The following is a 16076-nucleotide window of genomic DNA, read 5'->3' as shown; positions in this document are numbered from 1 at the left end:
CAAGTGACAATGGACGGCATGTCGGGGGAGTTCAGGCATGCACGGTGGTACCCGAACGGGCACCCGCTCTGCCGCGACCTGGAACCGGTCGCTGCCGCACAGGACCTGCTGGACGAGCACTTTCCCCTGGCCAGAGCCGCTTTTCTCGGCGGCAGCGCGGCCGCGGGCGACTACACCGCGAACTCGGACCTGGACATCATCGTGATCATCGACGGCCTGCCGGGCGCGTACCGGGAGACGTTCGTGCACCGGGGCTGGCCGGTCGAGCTGTTCTGCCACACCGTCGAGTCGTTCCTGGACTTCGTCGCCCGTGACACCAAGGAACGCCGCCCGCCGCTGCTGTACATGTGCGCGGAAGGCCTCATGATGCTCGACGCGGACGGCACCGGTGCCCGGCTACGGGCCGAGGCGCGCGCTCTGATCGACGCCGGCCCTCCGATCCCGACGGTCACCGAGATGGAAGACCGCCGCTACGCCGTCACCGACATGCTGGAGGACCTGGTCTCCGCACGGGACGAGGACGAGCTCTTGTTCGTCGCGGCCAAGCTGCTGACCGGCGCCGGTGAGCTCGCGCTGGTCGTGCGCAACCGGTGGCTCGGCCACGGCAAGTGGCTGCTGCGGCGGCTGCGCGAGGCGAACGAGGGCGAGATCATCGACTCCTACCGGTCGCTGGTGCGCGGTGAGGACCCGAAGTGGTTCGCGCAGTGCGTGCACCGCGTGCTGGCCTCCGCCGGGGGCCGCCTGGAGGCCGGGTACCGCCGCGAGGCACCACCCCGATGACGAACAACGTGCTGCTCAACGTCCTCGAACTGCTCGGCATCGCCGTCTTCGCCGCCTCCGGCGCGCTCGCCGCGGTGCGGGCCAAGCTGGACGTGTTCGGGGTGGTGATCCTGGCGCTCACCACGGCGCTGGGCGGCGGCATCATCCGCGACGTCCTGCTCGGCGTGCACCCGCCGACGAGCCTGCGCAGCTGGCCGTACCTGCTGGTCGCCGGGGTCACCGGGATCGTCGTCTTCTGGTTCCACCCGCACGTCGCGAAGCTGCGGCGCTCGGTGCTGCTGCTCGACGCCGTGGGCCTCGGCCTGTTCGTCACGGGCGGCACGACGACCGCGCTCGCCCTCGGTGCGCCTCCGTACGCGGCATGCCTGATCGGAATGACCACCGGCATCGGCGGCGGCGCGGTGCGCGACCTGCTGCTACGAGAGATCCCGTTGGTGCTCAGGCGCGAGATCTACGCCGTGGCGGCGTTGGCCGGAGCAGTGGTGGTGGCGCTCGGCGAGTGGGCGGGACTGCCGAAGGGCCTGGTAGCGCTGACCGGTGCGTCAATGATCATCGCGATCCGGCTCGTGGCGCTCTGGCGGAAGTGGAACGCACCCGTCGCGAGGGGCCTCGACGGGTGACCCGGCGGCTAACGCCGAACTCACACCCGCTGTTAGGGACCTTCTCAGGCGCCTCTCAGTTCCCTGGGCGAGACTGACCCACATGCGCATCCTCGTTGTCGATGACGATCGGGCGGTCCGGGAGTCACTCCGGCGCTCGCTCCAGTTCAACGGCTACCAGGTCGAGACCGCCGGCGACGGCATGCAGGCTCTGGAGTCGGTGACCGCGGCCAGGCCGGATGCGATGGTGCTCGACGTGATGATGCCGCGCCTCGACGGGCTCGAGGTGTGCCGCAGGCTGCGCAGCACCGGTGACGACCTGCCGATCCTCGTGCTCACGGCACGGGACGCGGTGAGCGACCGGGTGTCCGGGCTGGACGCCGGCGCCGACGACTACCTGCCCAAGCCGTTCGCGCTGGAGGAGCTGCTGGCCAGGCTGCGCGCGTTGCTGCGCAGGGCCACCCACGACACCGAAGCCGCCTCCAGCTCGGCCGCCGTGCTCAAGTTCGCCGACCTGGAGCTCGACCCGTCCACCAGGGACGTCCGCCGCGGCGACCGCCCGATCAGCCTCACCCGCACCGAGTTCGCGCTGCTCGAGCTCCTGCTGGCGCACCCGCGCCAGGTGCTCACCCGCAGCCGCATCCTGGAGGACGTGTGGGGATACGACTTCCCGACGTCGGGCAACGCCCTGGAGGTCTACGTGGGCTACCTGCGCCGCAAGACGGAGGCGGACGGGGAGCCCCGGTTGATCCACACGGTCCGCGGGGTGGGCTACGTCCTGCGGGAGACCCCTCCGTGATCATCGAACCCCAGGGACGGCTGCAACGGGCGTCGCTGCGGGCTCGGGTCACCTGGCTGGCCGCGTTCTGCGTGGCCGGCGCGGTCGCACTGGTGTCGTTCGGCGCGTACATGATCGTGCGCAAGAACGTCTACGACGCGCTGGACGAGAGCCTGCGCGAACGGGCGGCGGCGGTCGTGAACGGCGTGGCGTTCAGCTCCGACCAGGTGGCGACCTACCCGGCGGCGTTCCTCGCGGCCGGCGACGTCCGGATGGGCCTGCTGACCGGCTCGACCGGCACCCTGCGCTACCCGCAGAACTCGAAGGAACCGCCGAACGCATCGCAGGCGCGCGAGGTCGCCCAGGGCGTGCGCTCCGACTACCTGTGGACCGACCACAAGACGGACACGCGGGCGATCGCGGTCGAGTACCAGAACGGCACGGCGATCGTGATCGCGCAGTCGCTCGAACCGCAACGCGCCACGCTGGCCAAGCTCAGCATCGTGCTGCTGCTGATCGGCGGCGCCGGCGTGCTGCTCGCGGCCATCGCGGGCACGGCGGTCGCCCGCACCGGTCTGCGGCCGGTGCAACGGCTCACCGAGGCCACCGAGCGTGTCGCGAACACCGGCGACCTGACGCCGATCCCGGTGGCGGGCGACGACGAGCTGGCCCGGTTGACGCTCAGCTTCAACTCGATGCTCGGAGCGGTGGCGGAGTCGCAGGAACGGCAACGCCGCCTGGTCGCCGACGCGGGCCACGAGCTGCGCACGCCGTTGACGTCGATGCGCACGAACCTGGAGCTGCTGCTCGCGTCGGAACGCCCGGATGCGCCCACGTTGTCCGAAGAGGACAAGCGGGAGATCCAGTCCGATGTGCGCGCTCAGCTCGACGAGCTCACCACGCTCATCGGCGACCTGGTCGAGCTGGCCCGCGAGGACGCGCCCCAGGTCGTCCACGAGCCCGTCGACCTCGTCGAGGTCGTGGAACGGGCGCTGGACCGCGCGCGCCGCCGTGCCTCCGGTGACGTCACCTTCGACGTGCGGCTGCAACCGTGGACACTTCTGGGTGATTCCAGTGCTCTCGAACGCGCGGTGCTGAACCTCCTCGACAACGCGGTGAAGTTCAGCCCGTCGGGGTCGGCGGTGCGCCTGGACCTCCGCCAGCTGGGCGACGGCAGCGCCGTGGTGGAGATCGCCGACGCGGGCCCCGGCATCGCGGACGCCGATCTACCTCACGTTTTCGAGCGGTTCTACCGGTCGACCGAGGCGAGGACCCTGCCGGGCTCCGGTCTGGGACTGGCGATCGTGAAGCAGGTCGCGCAACGGCACGGTGGCACGGCGACCGCGGGCAGAGCGCCCGAGGGTGGTGCCCTGTTCACGTTGCGCCTACCCGGACGTCCGTAAGGTGGGAGTGTGAGTCATCGCGTGAACGACGATTCTTCGTCGACCTGGGAGACGACCCCGCCCGCCGGGGACGGTCCTGCCGAGCCCACGTCGCGCTTCTCCACGCCCTCGTCGCGGTCGCGGTCCTCCTCGAACGGCGAGGACGGCTCGACGCCGAGGTTCTCGAAGAAGAAGCCCAAGAAGAAGCAGCCGTTCTGGAAAGAGCTGCTGGTCATCTTCAGCGTGGCGCTGCTGCTGACCGTCGTCATCCAGACGTTCATCGCGCGCGTGTTCGTCATCCCGTCGGCCTCGATGGAGTCGACCCTGCACGGCTGCACGGGCTGCGTGAACGACAAGGTGCTGGTCGAGAAGATCACCTACCTGTTCGGCGACCCCCGGCCCGGCGACGTGATCGTCTTCCGCGGCCCGCCCAACTGGACCGGCGGCAAGCAGCCCCCCGGTTTCGTGCAGGGCACGCTGCAGGACCTCGGCTCGATGGTGAACCTGTCCGAGCCCAGCGGCACCGACTTCATCAAGCGCGTCATCGCCGTCGGCGGCCAGACCGTCGAGTGCTGCGACGAGCAGGGCCGCGTCCTCGTCGACGGCAAGCCGCTGGACGAGCCGTACCTCAACTTCGGGCCGGGTCCGAAGCAGCAGGAGCAGTTCGAGAAGGTCACCGTCCCCGCCGGCAAGCTGTGGGTGATGGGCGACAACCGCAACAACTCGTCCGACTCGCGCAAGCACGGCGACCCGACGCCCGCGGACGGTGCGATCCCGGTCGACAACGTGGTGGGCAAGGCGCGCGTGATCGTGATCCCGGTCGGGCGGTGGGGCACGATCTCGGACCACAACCCGCAGACCGGCGGCAGGTAGCGCGTCTGCAAGTACCACCAACCCAAGATCGAACCACCTGCAACCACACCCAACCAGTTCGGCGCTCACCGAACGGGTTGGGTGTAGTTGTGTGCGTGTTGATGTTGAGTTGGTGGTACTTGCAGATGCCGTCAGCCCTTCGTCGACCCCAGCGTCAGTCCGCCGACGAACTGGCGCTGGAGGACGAAGAACACCACCAGGGTGGGCAGCGCGACCAGGAGAGAGCCCGCTGCCACCAGGTTGTTGTCCGTGAAGAACGTGCCCTTGAGGTTCTGCAGCGCGGAGGTCACCGGCATCTTGTCGCCGTCCTGGATCAGCACCAACGCCCACAGGAAGTCGTTGTAGATCCAGGTGAACTCCAGCGTGGCCAGTGCCGCGAGCACCGGCCGGCACAGCGGCAACGTCAGCTGCCAGTACTGCCGGAACACCGACGCGCCGTCCACGCGGGCGGCCTCGGTGAGCTCGTACGGGATGGTCTTCATGTAGTTCGACAGCACGAACGTGCAGAAGCCCATCTGGAACGCGATGTGGATCAGGATCACGCCGAGCGGTGAGTCGATCAGCGACTCGCTCTCCGACATCCACGCCGGCAGCTCGATCAGCCGGTACAGGCGCCACAGCGGCGTCACGATGACCTGCTGCGGCAGCAGGTTGCCGGCCGTGAAGACCATCAGCAGCACGATGTTGAACCGGAAGCTGAACCGCGAGACGCCGAACGCCACCATCGAGCTCAGCACCAGCGTGATGACCAGCGCGGGCACGGTGATCAGGAACGTGTTCCAGTAGAAGTGCGGCAGGTCGCCGATCTCCCACGCCTTGGCGAAGTTGTCGAACGTGAGCGACTTCGCGATGGAGAAGTAGCCGTTGACCGACGTGTCGTCGTACGTGCGCAACGACGCGTAGACCGCCCACAGCAGCGGTGCCAGTGTCACCAGGCAGGTGAGGACCAGGAAGACGTGCAACGCGACCCGTGCCGGGGTCACCGACCGCTTCTTCTCCGGAGTGGGAGCCGGCGCCGAAGGCCGTTCCAGCGTGGCCGTCACGTCCGGTTCTCCTTGCTGAACGTCTGGTACAGGTACGGGATGATGACGCCGAGCGAGATCGTCAGCAGGATCACCGCGACCGCGGAGCCCCGCCCGATGCGCGACGCCTCACCGATGATGTTGTCGGTGACCAGCACCGACAGCAGCTCCAGCCCGTTGCGGCCCTTGTTGATGACGTAGACGATGTCGAACGCGCGCAGCGCCTCGATCACCGTCACCACGGCCACCACGATGTTGACCGGCTTCATCACCGGGAACGTGACGCGGAAGAACGTCTGCGCGGCGGACGCGCCGTCCAGCGCCGCCGCCTCCTTCAGCGCCGGGTCCACGGCCTTCAGGCCGGCCAGGTAGAGCAGCATGATGTAGCCGGTGTGCCGCCACGCCGCCGCGACCAGCACCGCGTACAGGTTGATGTCCGAGTCGCCGATCCAGTCCACGGGATCGTCGGAGAGCCCGAGCAACGAGTTCAGCAGGCCGCCGTCCGGGGTGTAGATCAGCTGCCAGATGAAGCCGACCAGCGCGAGCGACAGCACCATCGGCATGTACAGCGCGCTCTGGTAGATCCGGCTGAACCGCAGCTCCCGGTCGAGCAGCACGGCCAGCAGCAGGCCCGCGCAGGTCGGCACGACCAGCAGGAACGCCAGCCAAATCAGGTTGTGCTGCACCGCGGGCCAGAACCGCGGGTACTCGGTGAAGATCTCGACGTAGTTCCCGACACCGATCCACTCGATGTCCTCGAACCCGCCGATGCCGTTCCACTTGCTGAACGACAGCGCGATCGAGCCCAGCGTCGGCACCCACACGAACAGCAGGTGCACCACCGAGGGGATGCCGAGCATGAGCGCGAGCACCAGCTTGTCCGTGCCCGCCAGAGCGGTCGCGCGCTTCCCACGCCGGCGAGGCGGCGGCCCGCTGGGGGCCACCGCCTTCGGCTTCTCCTGCAGTGCGGTCACTTGAAGATGTTCTTCGCCTGGTCGGCCATGCCCTTGAGCACGGAGTCGACGTTGTCGGGGTTCTTGATGAACTCGATCAAGCCGTTGGTCGCCGCCTCGCTCGCGAAGCCCGGGTCGGTGTCGCGGTCGAGGAACTGCGTGATGTGCTTGGCGTTCTTGATCGTGTCCGCCACCTTCTTCTGCAGCGGGCTGTAGGTCGCCTGGTCCGCCTTCTGGTTGGTCGCGACCGCGGTCGGGTCGGCCTTGAGGTAGGCGAGCTGCGGCTCGGCGGAGGACAGGTACTCCAGCAGCTTGAGGCCGCCCTCGGAGTTGGCCGGCTTCTTCGCGAGCATGTAGCCGTCGATCGGCGCCTCGACCGTGTCGGTGCCGTGTTCGGGGTTGATCTCCGGGAACGGGAAGAAGTCCAGGTCCGCCTTGTCCGCCTCGGGGAACTGCTGGCCCACGAACGCGCCCAGCAGGTACATGCCGGACTTCTTCTGCTGCAACGTCTGCGCGGCTTCCTGCCACTCGCGGCCGAGCGCGTTCTCCTGGTGGAACGGCAGCAGCCGCTTCCAGGTGTCGAACACCTCCTTGACCCGCTTGTCCTGCCAGTCCTCCTTGCCCGCCAGCAGGTCGACGTGGAACTGGTAGCCGTTGATGCGGAAGTTGAGCTGGTCGAACGAGCCCATGCCCGGCCAGCCCTGCTTCTGCGCGAAGGCGATCGGGATCAGGCCGTCGGCCTTCATCTTCGTGGCGAGGGCGACGAGCTCGTCGAGCGTCTTCGGCACCTCGTAGCCGCGTTCCTGCCACACGCTCTTGCGGTAGAACATGCCCCACGCGTACTGGGTGAACGGCACGAAGTACTGCTTGCCGTCCGTGCCGGTGGACGCCTGCTTGAGCGCGTCGGAGTAGTTGCCGCCGATCTTGCCCCACAGGTCGCTGAGGTCACCGGTGAGGCCCTGGTCGGCGAAGAACCGCATGCGGTAGCCGGCGAACCACGCGAGCACGTCGTCCGGCTTGCCCTGCAGGTAGTTGTTGATCTGTTCCTGGTACTGCTCGTGCTGCTTGGTGTTGATCGTGACGGACAGGCCGCCCGACTGGCCCTCGAAGGCCTTGACCGCGGCCGTGATCGCGTCCTTCGGCACCTGGTCGGACAGGTTGTTGCCGAAGGTGACGACCTTGGAGTCCCCACCGGAGCCCGAGCCGCCGCCGCACGCCGCGAGCCCACCGGTCGCGGCGACGCCCGCACCGGCCAGCATGATCCGCAGCATCGCGCGCCGACCGAAGTGCGGTAACGGAGTGGAACCAGGCGTGTGCAGAACCATCATCGCTCCTACAGGTGACGCTCGCTCGTGTGAACCGAACAGGACTCCAACAAAGTTGCGCACAATGTGGTCCCAGGCACACAGCATGTCAAGTCCCGTTACGGAGCTGTTAAACCGCCGCACAGCGAGTATGCGGCCCGTATCCGGGCTGTTCCCGGTACTTTTCCCGGTCAACCGCCGAACAGAGCCAAACGAGAAGTGTTGTTTGCTTGTGTTGACGTTGGGGGTTGTCGTCGGCCACGCTTGCCGCCGTGACGACTTGGCCCACGGGCATGCCAGGCCTCGGCTGGGGTGCCGACTACAACCCAGAGCAGTGGCCCGAACACGTCTGGGCCGAGGACGTCGAGCTCATGCGGCGGGCCGGGGTGAACCTCGTCAGCGTCGGGATCTTCTCCTGGGCGAAGATCGAGGTGAGCAAGGGCGAGTACCGGTTCGAGTGGCTCGACCGGGTGCTCGACCTGCTGCACGACAACGGCATCAGGGTCGACCTCGCGACCGCCACCGCCGCGCCGCCGCCGTGGCTCACCACCGAGCACCCCGAGATGCTGCCCGTCCGCGCGGACGGCGTGCGGCTCTCGCACGGCTCCCGGCAGGCGTACTGCCCGTCGTCGCCGATCTACCGCGACCGGGCGACCGCGCTGGCCGCCGAGATGGCCGCGCACTACCGCGACCACCCGGCGCTGGCCGCGTGGCACGTCGGCAACGAGTACGCGTGTCACGTGAAGCGCTGCTACTGCGACACGTGCGCCGCGTCGTTCCGCGAGTGGCTGGCGAGCCGCTACACGCTCGAGCAGCTCAACGACGCCTGGTCCACGGCGTTCTGGAGCCAGGGCTACACCGACTTCGCGCAGGTCCTGCCGCCGCGCGTGACGCCGACGTTCTCCAACCCGGCGCACGTGCTCGACTACGACCGGTTCTCCGACGACGCGATCCTCGAGCTCTACAAGGCCGAGCGCGACGTGCTGCGGATGATCACGCCCGACGTGCCGATCACCACGAACTTCATGGCGAACTGGACGTTCGGTGACCTCGACTACTGGAAGTGGGCGCGCGAGGTCGACTTCGTCTCGAACGACCACTACACCGAGGCCCAGTCGCCCGACCGGCACGTCGAGCTCGCGATGTCCGCCGACCTGGTGCGCGGCCTCGCGGGCGGCAAGCCGTGGCTGCTGATGGAGAACTCGACGTCCGCGGTGAACTGGCAGCGGCGCAACATCGCCAAGCTGCCGGGGGAGATGCGGCGGCACTCGTACCAGAACATCGCCCGCGGCGCGGACGGCACGCTGTTCTTCCAGTGGCGGCAGTCGCGCGGTGGCAGCGAGCGCTTCCACTCGGCGATGGTCCCGCACGCGGGCCCGGACACCAAGGTGTACCGCGAGGTCTGCCAGGTCGGTGCCGAGTACGCGCGGATCGCCGACGTCGTCGGTTCCACTGTGGACGCCTCGGTCGCGGTCCTGTACGACTTCCAGTCCGCGTGGGCGCTGCGGCAGGACGCCCACCCGACCAACGACTTCGACCATTACCGGCACGTGCTGGGCTACTACAAGGCGTTGTGGCAGGCGGGGGTCACGGTCGACTTCGTCGCGCCCGGCACGAACCTGTCCAAGTACGCGCTGGTCGTGGTGCCGGCGTTCTACGCGGTGTCCGACGCGCACGCCGCGGTGGTCGCGGACTACGTGGCCGGCGGCGGTCATGTCGTGGTCACGTACCTGTCCGGAGTCGCCGACGAGTACACGCGAGTGCGACTGGGCGGCTACCCCGGTGCGTTCCGCGACGTGCTGGGCGTGTGGTCCGAGGAGTTCCACCCGCTGCGGGAGGGCGAAACCGTCTCGCTGACCGACGGGTCGACCTGCTCGTTGTGGACGGAGCACCTGCACGTCCGCGGCGCTGACATCGTTGCCTCCTATGCCGATGGCCCGCTGCCGGGTGTGCCCGCGGTGACGCGAAACGCTTTCGGAAACGGCGTCGCGTGGTACGTGGCGTGCGACCTCGACGAGGACGGTCTCGGCCGAACGGTGGAAAGCGCGCTTTCCGGTGCGGGCGTTGCGGTGTCGACCAGCGGGATCGAGCTCGTGCGGCGGCACGGGGACGTATCGTGGCTCTTCGCCGTCAACCACACCGACACCGACGCGGAGATCGAGGCGTCCGGTGTCGACGTGGTGTCCGGCACGCAGGTCTCCGGACGCCTCACCGTGCGAGCCGGGGACGTCGTCGTCCTCAGGGAAGAGGTGTGAGGTGCTCGCACGTCAGCGGCAGGCGGTAATCATCGAAGAGGTCCGGCGGACGGGGGCGGTGCGCGTCAGCGACCTGGTCGTCCGGCTCGGCGTCTCCGACATGACCGTGCGCCGCGACCTCGACGTGCTGGCCGCGCGCGGTCTGGTGGAGAAGGTGTACGGCGGTGCGACGTCCGTCGTGGGGCGCTCGACCGACGAGCCCGGTTTCGAGGCCAAGTCGGTCCGCCAGCTGCCCGAGAAGGAGGCGATCGCGGCGGCCGCCGCGGGCCTCGTGCGTCCGGGTACCGCCATCGGCCTGTCCGCGGGCACGACGACGTGGACGTTAGCCCGGTTCCTCGACGACATCCCGGACCTGACGGTCGTCACGAACTCCATCCGCGTCGCGGACGTGCTGCAGCAGAGCGGGCGCACCGACCGCACGGTCGTGCTGACCGGTGGCGTGCGCACGCCGTCCGACGCGCTGGTCGGCCCCGTGGCCGTGCAGGCGTTGCGGTCGCTGCACCTCGACGTGGTGTTCCTGGGCGTGCACGGCATGGCCGAGCGCTCCGGCTTCACCACCCCGAACCTCAACGAGAGCGAGACGGACCGCGCGCTCGTCGACGCCGCCGGCCGCGTGGTGGTGGTCGCGGACCACGAGAAGTGGGGCACCGTGGGCATCTCCACGATCGCCGACCTCGACGAGGCGCACGTCCTGGTGACGGACGAAGGTTTGCCGGACGACGCGCGGGCGATCCTCAGCGAACAGGTCGGCGAGTTGGTGTTGGCTCATGTACCGGGAAGTGGCGAGGAGTTGGCGTGAGGCGTACCGCGGGGAAGCTGGCGGACGGCCGGGAGATCATCTACTTCGACGACAGCGCTGAGGCACCACCGCGGGTGGCGGTGGACACGAGGGACCTCCCCGAGACCCAGCCGATGTCCGAGGTGCGGCTGGACCCGTTGACCCGCGAGTGGGTGGCGCTGGCCGCCCACCGGCAGACGAGGACCTACAAGCCGCCCGCGGACCTGTGCCCGCTGTGCCCCTCGACGCCCGGCCGGCCGACCGAGGTCCCCGAGGCCGACTACGACGTCGTGGTGTTCGAGAACCGGTTCCCGTCGCTGGCGCAGAACGTGCCGGACGTGCCGTCCACTGTGGATGGTGAGGAGCTGTTCGTGCGCGCGCCGGGGCGGGGGCGGTGCGAGGTCGTCTGCTTCACCTCGGACCACAACAAGTCGTTCGGCGAGCTGTCGCGGTCGCGCGTGCGGACCGTCGTGGACGCGTGGGCGGACCGGGTCGCCTTCTTGTCAACGTTGCCAGGGGTCGAACAGGTCTTCCCGTTCGAGAACCGCGGTGAAGAGATCGGCGTGACGCTCTCGCACCCGCACGGGCAGATCTACGCCTACCCGTTCGTGACGCCCCGTACCGAACGGATGCTGACGGCCGCGCTGGAGTACCACGCGGCGCACGGGCGGCCGTTGTTCGGTGACGTGCTGGAGGCGGAGCTCCGCGCGGGCGCGCGCGTGGTGGAGGAGTCCTCGGACTGGGTGGCGTTCGTGCCCGCCGCGGCCCGGTGGCCGGTCGAGGTCGTGCTGGCGCCCCGGCGACAGGTGCCCGACCTGGCTGCTCTGTCCTCTGTGGAGCGTGACGACTTCGCCGCGCTGTACCTGAAGGTGCTGCACCGGCTGGACGCCCTGTACGACCGCCCGTTGCCGTACATCGCGGCCTGGCACCAGGCGCCGGTGAACGTGGGGCGCGAGGAGATGTGGCTGCACCTGCAGGTGTTCTCCGTGCTGAGGACCAAGGACAAGCTGAAGTACCTCGCGGGCTCGGAGTCCGGTGAGGCGGTGTGGATCAACGACGTCACCCCGGAGCAGATCGCGGAGCGGTTGCGGGGGGTCTGAGGAACCCTCACGGACCTCAAAGGCTGGTTTAAGGCTTCTCTCAGGACGGCACCCGACACTATGGGTATGACCGAGAGCAACCAGCCAGCGCAGCAGCCGGACGAGCCCCACTCCGTGCCGCCGACCGCCGGTCACCCAGACTCCGGCGCGCGGGAGCAGGGCCCGCAGACGCCGGATCCCGGCCAGCCGGATCCTTTGCAGGGGGGATCCGGCCAGGCTGGGGCAACACCTTCTCGGGAAGCCGCTGGGGCAGCTTCCGGTGGCGAGACCGCCGCCTTCTCCTCTTCGGCCCAGCCGCAGGTGCCCTCACCTGACGCGGGTCAGGCGCAGCTCGGCGGGTCCGGACCCGGCCGGCAGCAGTTCCCGCCCTCCGGGTCCGGCCAACTTCCCCCGCAGCACCCGCTGGGCCTGGGGTCGACGACCGCGCAGTTCGAGACGCCGGGGCAGCCGGGGCCGTTCAGCCCACAGGGCGAGCACGGCCAGCCGGGGCAACCAGGCCAGCCGGGCCAGCCGGGACACCCCGGACAGCCCGGTACCGGCGCGTTCTACCTGCCGCCCGGCTACCAGTCGTCGGTCCCGCCGCGGCCGAAGGGCAAGGGCAAGCTCGTGGCCGGTGTCGCGGCCCTCGTGCTGCTCGTCGGCGGTGCGTCCGGCGGTGTCGGCGGCTACCTCGGTTACACGTTCGCGAACGAGTCATCCGCGGTCAGCTCGCTCGACGCCCCGCGCCCGGCCTCGCAGACCAGCAACGCCGCTCCCGGCTCGGTCGAGGAGGTGGCGGCCAAGATGCTGCAGTCGGTCGTGCAGATCCAGGTCGCCACGCGGTCCGGTGCCGGTGAGGGCTCCGGGTTCGTGATCTCCAGCAGCGGCCAGATCGTGACGAACAACCACGTCATCGAGGGTGCCGCGGCCGGTGGCACCATCAAGGTCGTCTTCCAGGACGGCAAGACCGCGACCGCGAAGATCCTCGGCCGCGACCCGAGCTCCGACATCGCCGTCATCCAGGCCGAGGGCATCTCCAACGCCCCGGTCGTGCAGCTGGGCAACTCCGGTGACCTGAAGATCGGCCAGAGCGTGGTCGCGATCGGGTCGCCGTTCGAGCTGTCCGGCACCGTGACCTCCGGCATCGTCAGCTCGCTCAACCGCCCGGTCTCCGCCGGCGGAGACGCCCGCAACTCGCAGGCGACCGTGCTGAACGCGATCCAGACCGACGCCGCGATCAACCCCGGCAACTCCGGCGGCCCGCTGGTGAACATGCAGGGCCAGGTCGTCGGCATCAACAGCGCCATCTACAGCCCGAACTCCGCGGGCGGCCAGGCCGGTTCGGTCGGCATCGGCTTCGCGATCCCGATGGACCAGGCCCGCCGCACGATCGACGAGATCGTGAAGACCGGCAAGCCCAGGCAGACCGTGCTCGGCGTCGAGGTCCGCGAGGCCGAGGACGGCGGCGCCCAGGTCAGCAAGGTGACCTCCGGTGGCGCCGCCGAGCAGGCGGGCCTGAAGGAGGGCGACGTGATCACCAAGTTCGGTGACCGCCGCATCGACAGCTCCGACACGCTCGTCGCCGCCGTCCGCTCGAAGGCGCCCGGCGACAAGGTGACCGTGACGCTGTCCGACGGCAAGACCGTGGAAGCCACCCTCGGCGGAGTCGAGGTGGGATAGGTCGGGGGCACGCCTGGCTCGGGCAGCCGCCGCCCGCCCGAGCCCGGCGTGACGACCCGGGAGGCCACCTCTGTACGCACCTGCCCCGCGCACAGAGGTGGCCTCTTCTCGTGTCACGCGGGGGCCCCGCGTTCCCTTGTGGGGCACGCGGGGCCCCCGCGTGCCCTGATTACGGAGTGCTGACGGGTGCGGGTCGTGGGGCGGTTCGTGGCCTAGCGTGGTGACGTGGTGGAACGGGTGCTGGTCGTCGACGACGACACGACGGTGCGGGACGTGGTGCGCCGGTACCTCGAACACGCCGGGTACGAGGTCGAGCTCGCCGGTGACGGTGAGCAGGCGTTGCAGGCGCTGGCCGCGCGGGAACCGGACATCGTGGTGCTGGACCTGATGCTGCCGGGCATCGACGGCCTGGAGGTGTGCCGGCGGATCCGGCAGCGCGGGTCGACGCCGGTGGTGATGCTGACCGCGCTCGGCGAGGAGGAGGACCGCATCGCCGGGCTGCAGATCGGCGCGGACGACTACGTCACGAAGCCGTTCAGCCCGCGCGAGCTGGCCCTGCGGGTCAGTTCCGTGCTGCGGCGGGCGAACCGGGCCTACGAGCCGCGCACGGTGCGCGACGGCAACCTGGCGCTGGACCTGGCCGCGCACACGGCGACGCTGGACGGCATGCCGCTGCAGCTGACGACGCGCGAGTTCGACCTGCTCGCGTTCTTCATCGCCAACGCCGGCCGCGCGTTCGGCCGGGCCGAGCTGCTGGAACGGGTGTGGGGCTGGCAGTTCGGCGACCAGTCGACCGTGACCGTCCACGTGCGACGGTTGCGGGAGAAGATCGAGCAGGACCCGGCGAAACCGGTGCGGCTGAGCACCGTGTGGGGTGTCGGCTACCGGTACGACCCGTGGCCCGCGAGGTGAACCCCGGCCGGCTGAGCCGGGTGTCGCTGACCACCGCGATGACCGTCATGGTCATCGTGCCGGTGGTGGCGACCATCGCCGGTGTGCTCATGGTCAGCGGCTTCATGTTCACGCCGATGCTGACGGCGACCCTGCTGGCGTGCGCGCTGGTGGCCGTCGTGACCGTGCCGTTCTCGATCATGCTGGGCCGCGCGATCGCCCGCCGCAGCGTCTGGGAACGCGAGGCGGAGGCCCAGCGGCGCCAGCTGGTGGCGTGGATCAGCCACGACCTCCGCACACCCCTCGCGGGCATCAGGGCCATGACCGAGGCGCTGGAGGACGGCGTGGTCTCCGAGCCGGGCGAGGTGGCCGTCTACGCCAAGCAGATCGCCCAGGAGGCCGACCACCTGTCCAAGATGGTGGACGACCTGTTCGAGCTCTCCCGCATCACCGCGGGCGCCCTGAAGCTGACCCTGCACGACGTCCGCCTGGCCGACGTGGTGAGCGACGTCGTGGCCGCCTCGGCCCCCGTCGCCTCCCTGAAGGGCGTCGAACTGCGCGCGGACGCTCGCGAGTGGCCGGTCGTGCGCGGCACCGAACCGGAACTGATGCGTGTCGTGCGCAACCTTGTGTCGAACGCCATCCGCCACACCCCGCAGGGCGGAACGGTGGCCGTGCAGGTCGATGTGGACGGACCCGACGCGCTCGTCCGGGTCGACGACGCGTGCGGCGGCATCCCCGCTGACGTGCTGCCACAGGTGTTCGACGTGGGCTTCCGCGGCTCCGCGCACCGCAATCCGGTCGGCGCGGGCCTGGGCCTCGCGATCGCCCGCGGCCTCGTCGACGCCCACCACGGCCAGATCGGCGTCCAGAACCACGGTCCTGGCTGCCGCTTCGAAGTCAGACTCCCGCTACGGTGATCGGTATGGAACGCAGCGCGCAGCGCCTTGGCCGCGCTTTGGTCGTGATCGTGGACGACCGGGTGGCGCACGGCGAGCAGGAGGACAACTCCGGTCCCCTCGTCACCGAACTGCTCGAAGAAGCCGGCTTCATCGTCGACGGCACCGTTGCCGTCGAGGGCGAGGTCGTCGACATCAGGGCAGCCCTCAACACCGCAGTCATCGGCGGCGTGGACCTCGTGGTCACCGTCGGCGGCACGGGCGTCTCGCCCCGCGACGTGGCGCCCGACGCCACGCAGGGCGTGCTCGACCGCCCCATCCACGGCATCGCGGAAGCCCTCCGGGCCTCCGGCCTGGCCGCAGGCGCAGTCGACGCGGGCATCTCGCGCGGCCTCGCCGGCGTGTCGGGCAGCACGCTGGTCGTGAACCTGGCCGGCTCCCGGTCCGCGGTCCGCGACGGCATGGCGACCCTGTCGTCCTTGGTGCCCTACGTGATCGAACAGCTGTCCGGGCTCGACGAAGAGTGAAGTAATGGCAGAGCAAGAGCCTCAGACGGCCGATGGCGACGACGACGCGGAGAAGCGTCGCCGGCGGCGTCGGCTGGCTGAGGTGTTCGGAGACGTGCTGCCCGAGACCACGTCGGATGAGCGCGGCGGCGAGGCCGGTGGTGACCGGGAAGCCTGGTACCGGGAGAACCGGCCGCCGCACCACGGAGGCTGATCGGGTACGGGCCGACCACGCCCTGCCCGTGTTTATCGGCATGCGTCGGCGCCCCGGAATTGTCAGACCTGCCCGGTACGTTG

At 69.6% G+C, this 16076-nt stretch carries 16 protein-coding genes; 13 read left to right on the top strand and 3 right to left on the bottom strand.

Translation table 11 applies throughout. The features are described 5' to 3' along the window. The first annotated feature begins 18 nt into the window (after positions 1–18). The 5 genes from BBK82_RS10945 (at position 19) to lepB (ending at position 4412) form a co-directional block, all read left to right on the top strand. Positions 19–780, top strand: a complete 762-nt coding sequence (locus BBK82_RS10945; RefSeq protein ID WP_154697246.1) for a nucleotidyltransferase domain-containing protein — start codon at positions 19–21, stop codon at positions 778–780. A gap of 8 nt (positions 781–788) precedes the next feature. Then, entirely contained in the window at positions 789–1400 is a 612-nt protein-coding gene (locus BBK82_RS10940; protein ID WP_065920972.1) for a trimeric intracellular cation channel family protein, read from the top strand. Positions 1401–1482: 82 nt separating this feature from the next. Beyond that, on the top strand, positions 1483–2178 hold the full coding sequence (locus BBK82_RS10935) for a response regulator transcription factor (RefSeq protein ID WP_065914907.1): 696 nt from the start codon (positions 1483–1485) through the stop codon (positions 2176–2178). Further along, positions 2175–3560, top strand: a complete 1386-nt coding sequence (locus BBK82_RS10930; RefSeq protein WP_065914906.1) for a sensor histidine kinase — start codon at positions 2175–2177, stop codon at positions 3558–3560. Before BBK82_RS10935 ends, BBK82_RS10930 begins: the two co-directional genes overlap by 4 nt. A gap of 9 nt (positions 3561–3569) precedes the next feature. Continuing rightward, on the top strand, positions 3570–4412 hold the full coding sequence (lepB, locus tag BBK82_RS10920) for a signal peptidase I (RefSeq protein WP_237048129.1): 843 nt from the start codon (positions 3570–3572) through the stop codon (positions 4410–4412). A gap of 131 nt (positions 4413–4543) precedes the next feature. Here lepB and BBK82_RS10915 read toward each other — a convergent pair whose 3' ends face one another. Genes BBK82_RS10915 through BBK82_RS10905 form a run of 3 tightly spaced genes read right to left on the bottom strand, consistent with a single transcriptional unit; the run spans position 4544 to position 7715 of the window. Beyond that, entirely contained in the window at positions 4544–5455 is a 912-nt protein-coding gene (locus BBK82_RS10915; RefSeq protein WP_237048128.1) for a carbohydrate ABC transporter permease, read from the bottom strand. Beyond that, the gene (locus BBK82_RS10910) at positions 5452–6408 is read right to left on the bottom strand and encodes a carbohydrate ABC transporter permease (RefSeq protein WP_237048127.1); all 957 of its coding nucleotides are present in this window, start codon (positions 6406–6408) and stop codon (positions 5452–5454) included. Before BBK82_RS10910 ends, BBK82_RS10915 begins: the two co-directional genes overlap by 4 nt. Then, a complete protein-coding gene (locus BBK82_RS10905; RefSeq protein WP_237048126.1) occupies positions 6405–7715 on the bottom strand; it encodes an ABC transporter substrate-binding protein in 1311 nt (436 codons plus the stop codon). The genes BBK82_RS10910 and BBK82_RS10905 overlap by 4 nt, the downstream gene beginning before the upstream one ends. Before the next feature lie 248 nt (positions 7716–7963). On the opposite strand from BBK82_RS10905, the gene BBK82_RS10900 reads away from it, so the two are divergent. The 8 genes from BBK82_RS10900 (at position 7964) to BBK82_RS10865 (ending at position 15993) form a co-directional block, all read left to right on the top strand. Beyond that, the gene (locus BBK82_RS10900; RefSeq protein WP_218920606.1) at positions 7964–9946 is read left to right on the top strand and encodes a beta-galactosidase; all 1983 of its coding nucleotides are present in this window, start codon (positions 7964–7966) and stop codon (positions 9944–9946) included. Position 9947: 1 nt separating this feature from the next. Continuing rightward, positions 9948–10745 carry a DeoR/GlpR family DNA-binding transcription regulator gene (locus BBK82_RS10895; protein WP_065914902.1) on the top strand — a complete coding sequence of 266 codons (798 nt, stop codon included), beginning with the start codon at positions 9948–9950 and terminating at the stop codon, positions 10743–10745. Next, positions 10742–11824: a galactose-1-phosphate uridylyltransferase gene (galT, locus tag BBK82_RS10890; RefSeq protein ID WP_065914901.1), complete on the top strand. Its 1083-nt coding sequence runs from the start codon at positions 10742–10744 to the stop codon at positions 11822–11824. Before BBK82_RS10895 ends, galT begins: the two co-directional genes overlap by 4 nt. 66 nt (positions 11825–11890) lie before the next feature. Then, positions 11891–13483 (top strand): S1C family serine protease, encoded by a 1593-nt coding sequence (locus tag BBK82_RS10885; protein ID WP_083267909.1) that lies wholly within the window; start codon positions 11891–11893, stop codon positions 13481–13483. Positions 13484–13708: 225 nt separating this feature from the next. Then, the gene (locus tag BBK82_RS10880; protein WP_065914899.1) at positions 13709–14395 is read left to right on the top strand and encodes a response regulator transcription factor; all 687 of its coding nucleotides are present in this window, start codon (positions 13709–13711) and stop codon (positions 14393–14395) included. A 38-nt stretch (positions 14396–14433) separates the two neighbouring features. Beyond that, positions 14434–15294 carry a sensor histidine kinase gene (locus BBK82_RS10875; RefSeq protein WP_083268764.1) on the top strand — a complete coding sequence of 287 codons (861 nt, stop codon included), beginning with the start codon at positions 14434–14436 and terminating at the stop codon, positions 15292–15294. A 5-nt stretch (positions 15295–15299) separates the two neighbouring features. After that, entirely contained in the window at positions 15300–15800 is a 501-nt protein-coding gene (locus BBK82_RS10870) for a MogA/MoaB family molybdenum cofactor biosynthesis protein (RefSeq protein ID WP_053731704.1), read from the top strand. Positions 15801–15804: 4 nt separating this feature from the next. After that, positions 15805–15993 (top strand): hypothetical protein, encoded by a 189-nt coding sequence (locus BBK82_RS10865; protein ID WP_065914897.1) that lies wholly within the window; start codon positions 15805–15807, stop codon positions 15991–15993. The last annotated feature ends 83 nt before the right edge of the window (positions 15994–16076 follow it).

Origin of the sequence: Lentzea guizhouensis, from assembly GCF_001701025.1 — a bacterium.
GTDB lineage: Bacteria > Actinomycetota > Actinomycetes > Mycobacteriales > Pseudonocardiaceae > Lentzea > Lentzea guizhouensis.
Note: the sequence above shows the minus strand (reverse complement) of the source record. Positions and strands in the feature narration are given on the sequence as shown.

Coding starts and splice junctions, on each gene's coding strand:
- BBK82_RS10945 (WP_154697246.1), top strand. CDS start 19: ATGTCGGGGGAGTTCAGGCATGCACGGTGGTACCCGAACGGGCACCCG.
- BBK82_RS10865 (WP_065914897.1), top strand. CDS start 15,805: ATGGCAGAGCAAGAGCCTCAGACGGCCGATGGCGACGACGACGCGGAG.
- BBK82_RS10875 (WP_083268764.1), top strand. CDS start 14,434: ATGACCGTCATGGTCATCGTGCCGGTGGTGGCGACCATCGCCGGTGTG.
- BBK82_RS10905 (WP_237048126.1), bottom strand. CDS start 7,715: ATGATGGTTCTGCACACGCCTGGTTCCACTCCGTTACCGCACTTCGGT.
- BBK82_RS10935 (WP_065914907.1), top strand. CDS start 1,483: ATGCGCATCCTCGTTGTCGATGACGATCGGGCGGTCCGGGAGTCACTC.
- BBK82_RS10870 (WP_053731704.1), top strand. CDS start 15,300: ATGGAACGCAGCGCGCAGCGCCTTGGCCGCGCTTTGGTCGTGATCGTG.
- BBK82_RS10885 (WP_083267909.1), top strand. CDS start 11,891: ATGACCGAGAGCAACCAGCCAGCGCAGCAGCCGGACGAGCCCCACTCC.